Origin of the sequence: Cellulomonas septica (assembly GCF_012396155.1) — a bacterium.
In the GTDB taxonomy this organism is placed as follows: domain Bacteria; phylum Actinomycetota; class Actinomycetes; order Actinomycetales; family Cellulomonadaceae; genus Cellulomonas; species Cellulomonas septica.
Map to the genome: position 1 here is coordinate 1 of NZ_JAAXOY010000364.1, position 3,552 is coordinate 3,552.

Genomic DNA, 3,552 nt, shown 5'->3' on the forward strand with positions numbered 1-3,552 from the left:
CGTCGACGGGGTGGGTCGACGCGGTCGTCGAGCAGGCGGCCGACGCCGTGCGCCCGCTCGTCACGGAGCTCGCGGTCGCCCCGCTGCCCGAGGACCGGCCCGAGTCGATGCCGGGCTACGTGCGCGACGTCGTGCTGCGGCTCGTCGAGATCGGCTTCACGCGGAGCATCGCGGACCTGCGCGGGCGGCTGCAGCGGATGGACCCGGCCGAGGACGCCGCCGCCTACCAGGCCGCGTTCGCCGAGCTCGTCGCGCTCGAGGGGCGTCGGCGCACGCTGCGCGAGAGCGCCTGACCCGACGACCGCGCGCGTGCTGCCGGTCGTGAGCCGGGGGCACGTCGGTCGCACGCGTGCGAGGTCACGGGCCGCCTGATCCGGTGAGGGCTCGTCCTCGCCCCGGTCGCTGCGACACACTGACGTCTCATGGTGACGAGGCCGTCCGCCCGACGTGCGATCCCCGCGCTCCTGGCCGCGTGCGTGCTGCTCGTCGTGCCGGCCTGCCAGGCCTCGACGACGGGCGCCTCGCCGTCGAGCCCGGCAGGGGACCCGACCGGGTCGCCGAGCGGCTCGCCCTCGGAGCCCGACGACGCGACCCCGACCGTCGGACCGGACAGGACGGTGTCCTGGTGGCAGGGAGAGGCCGGGGTGCAGGTCGACGGGGTGCGGGCGCTGATCCCCGAGGGGTACCACGACGGTCACCTGCGGGAGGGCTACGCGTTCCTCGGCTACCACGAGGGCGGGCTCGTGGACTGGCTGACGATGGTCGCGCCGGTGCAGGTCTCGACGGCCCCGCCGGAGGAGACGGCGGAGCTCCGCCCGGCGCCCGCGGACATCTACGCGTTCCTGACGGAGTCGGACCCGGAGGCGGTGGAGGTGCTCGGGTCTGTCGACGTCGACGGCACTCCGGCGCCGGTCGTGCGCACCGACGGCGACCTCACCCTGTGCCCGCAGCCGGGGAGTCCCCAGCCGTGCCGCTACAACACGGCGGCGCGGTTCTACGTCCTGGTCCCGTACGCCGGCGGCACCCTCGTGGTCGAGGGGGAGTCCGCGGTCACGGCGGCGGGCAGGACCGACGACCAGGTCGGGCAGCTCCTGGGCGAGCTGCAGGAGTGGGCGGCCACCGTCGAGCTGCCCTGACCGCCCGCCCGCTCGGAGGCGCGCGTGCACGTCGGCTCCCCGCGTCGCGACGCGTCTGCTCGGGCCGCACGACGGTCTCCCGGGCGTGCGACGGGTGCGCAGATGCCGAGGTGCGACACGCTCGCCGCGCGCGACGGGGTCGCGGACAGGACAATCGCGTCCGTGACCGACACCGCGACCGACCCCACCGAGCCGGCCCCGCAGCAGCGCGACGGCGACAAGCCCCTGCGCACGGCGGTGGTCGTCAACCCCAACCGGGTCGAGGGCACCGACGAGCTCCGGCAGGCGATCACCGACCAGCTCGCCGCGGCCGGCTGGCCCGCCCCGGCGTGGCTCGAGACGACCGCCGAGGACCCGGGCACCGGGCAGGCGCGGCAGGCGGTCGAGGACGGCGCCGAGGTCGTGCTCGTGTGCGGCGGCGACGGCACGGTGCGCGCGGTCATCGAAGGGCTCGTCGGCACCGACACCGCGCTCGCGGTGCTGCCCGGCGGCACCGGGAACCTGCTCGCGGCGAACCTCGACGTGCCGACCAACGTGCCCGACGGCGTCGACACCGTCCTCGCGCGCGGGCGGCGCCAGATCGACGTCGGCCGCGCCGACGGCCAGGTGTTCGCCGTCATGGCGGGCATGGGCCTCGACGCCGCGACGATGGACGACGCGCCCACCGCGCTCAAGAACAAGGCGGGCTCGATCGCGTACGTCTTCTCGGCGATCAAGCACCTCGCCGACGACGAGATGCACGTCGAGATCGAGATCGACGGTGGCGCGCCGCGTCGCCGTCGTGCGCGCTCGGTGCTGATCGGGAACGTCGGACGCCTCCAGGGCGGGATCACGCTCCTGCCCGACGCCCAGCCGGACACCGGCACGATGGAGGTCGCGGTCCTCGCGCCCAAGAACGTCGGGCACTGGGTGCAGCTGCTCGTCGGCATCGCGCTGCGCCGCAAGCGCGTGCCGGCGCGCGAGATCGTGCGCGGCTCGCACGTCGTCGTCCGGTGCGACAGGCCGCAGCCGCGCCAGCTCGACGGCGACGTGCTCGACCCGGGTCGCACGCTCGAGGTGACCGTCGAGCCGCGCAGCCTGTGGGTCTGCGTCCACCAGCCCGACACGTCGCCCGACCTCGCCGAGGGCGGCCCGCACCACTGAGGCGCACCGCGGGCCCGTGGCGACCGCCGTGCGGGCCGACGGGCGGGAGGACCGCCGGCGAGCAGGGCGTCGGCGGACCGGACCTCAGCGGAGCGTGACGAGTCCCGTGCCGTCGTCGACCGGCAGCGTGCCCTGGACCGTCGCGGTCACGGTCATCGAGCGCAGCGTGAGCGAGCCCCCGTAGTACGACATGAACGCGGTGTCGGTCGCGTCGCGGCCCGTCGCGATCCGCACGAACGACTCGCGCGGCGCGAGCCGGGTCGCGTCGACGACGTGCCAGCCGCCGTCGACGTACGCCTCGGCCACGGCGTGGAAGTCCATGGGCTTGAGGCCGGGCGCGTAGACCGACACGAGCCGGGCGGGCACGTCCTTCGCGCGCAGCAGCGCGACGACGAGGTGCGCGAAGTCGCGGCACACGCCGCGCCGCTTGAGCAGCGTGTCGGTCGCGCCGTCGGTCGGCAGGCTCGACCCGGACAGGTAGGTCACGTGCCCGGCGACCCACGCGACGACCGCGTCGAGCAGCTCGACGCCCTCGAGGCCGCGGAACTGGTCGCGCGCGAACGCGAGCAGGCGGTCGGAGTCGGCGTACCGGCTGGGGCGGCGGTACTCGACGAGGTCGATGTCCTCGACCGCGGGAGCGTCGGCCTGACCGATCACCGTGGCGGTGTAGTCGACGACCAGCCGTCCGGCCGGCGCGAGCACGCGGTGGGTGCGACCGCCGTGCGGTCCCTTGATCTCGACGACGTCGAGCGGGCCGTCCTCGTGGCGGACGGCGAGCTGTTCGGAGCGGTCGTGGGCGCCGTCCGCGACGGCCACGGCGAGCAGCAGCTCGAGCGGCTGCCGCACGTCGATCGACAGGTGGGAGGTCACGGTGCGCAGCACGACCGCACGGGTCCTTTCCCGGCACTCTGCGGCCGGAACATCGAGGGGGCGACGGCAAGTGTGAGGCTCGCGGGGCGATCCGTCCAGCGGGGGTGCCGGCGGTCGCGTTCGCGCAGGTCAGAGGCCTGCGGGTGCGGGTGCGGCGCGGCCGTCGCACAGTGGCTCGGACGGCGTGCGGGCAGGCGTGCCACGAGGTGTGCGGTGCGGTGTGCGGCGAGGTGTGCGGCGACGGCGGAGGGGGACGCGTGGCGACGCGGAGGGTGAGCGGTGCGCGGGTGGCCGCGTCGAGCACGTGGGTCGACCCCGAGGGGGTGCGGCGGCCCGCCGGTGACGTGCACGCATGGCTGCCGGGCACCAACCAGACGGTGTGCGGGCTGCCGCTCGCGCGCGC

At 75.5% G+C, this 3,552-nt stretch carries 3 protein-coding genes and 1 pseudogene; 3 read left to right on the forward strand and 1 reads right to left on the reverse strand.

The genetic code is table 11. From position 1 onward, the window contains the following. From HGA02_RS13270 to HGA02_RS13280, 3 genes and pseudogenes are all read left to right on the forward strand, one after another. Window positions 1-293: pseudogene (locus HGA02_RS13270) on the forward strand (DNA primase); the annotation flags it as partial. Between the two features lie 129 nt (window positions 294-422). Next, a complete protein-coding gene (locus HGA02_RS13275; RefSeq protein WP_168679406.1) occupies window positions 423-1,136 on the forward strand; it encodes a hypothetical protein in 714 nt (237 codons plus the stop codon). Between the two features lie 162 nt (window positions 1,137-1,298). After that, window positions 1,299-2,279 (forward strand): diacylglycerol/lipid kinase family protein, encoded by a 981-nt coding sequence (locus tag HGA02_RS13280; protein WP_343035471.1) that lies wholly within the window; start codon window positions 1,299-1,301, stop codon window positions 2,277-2,279. A gap of 84 nt (window positions 2,280-2,363) precedes the next feature. On the opposite strand, the gene HGA02_RS13285 is transcribed toward HGA02_RS13280, so the two are convergent. Next, window positions 2,364-3,161, reverse strand: coding sequence for a transglutaminase domain-containing protein (locus tag HGA02_RS13285; RefSeq protein ID WP_168679408.1), 798 nt, complete (start codon window positions 3,159-3,161; stop codon window positions 2,364-2,366). Window positions 3,162-3,552 lie beyond the last annotated feature (391 nt).

Coding starts and splice junctions, on each gene's coding strand:
- HGA02_RS13275 (WP_168679406.1), top strand. CDS start 423: ATGGTGACGAGGCCGTCCGCCCGACGTGCGATCCCCGCGCTCCTGGCC.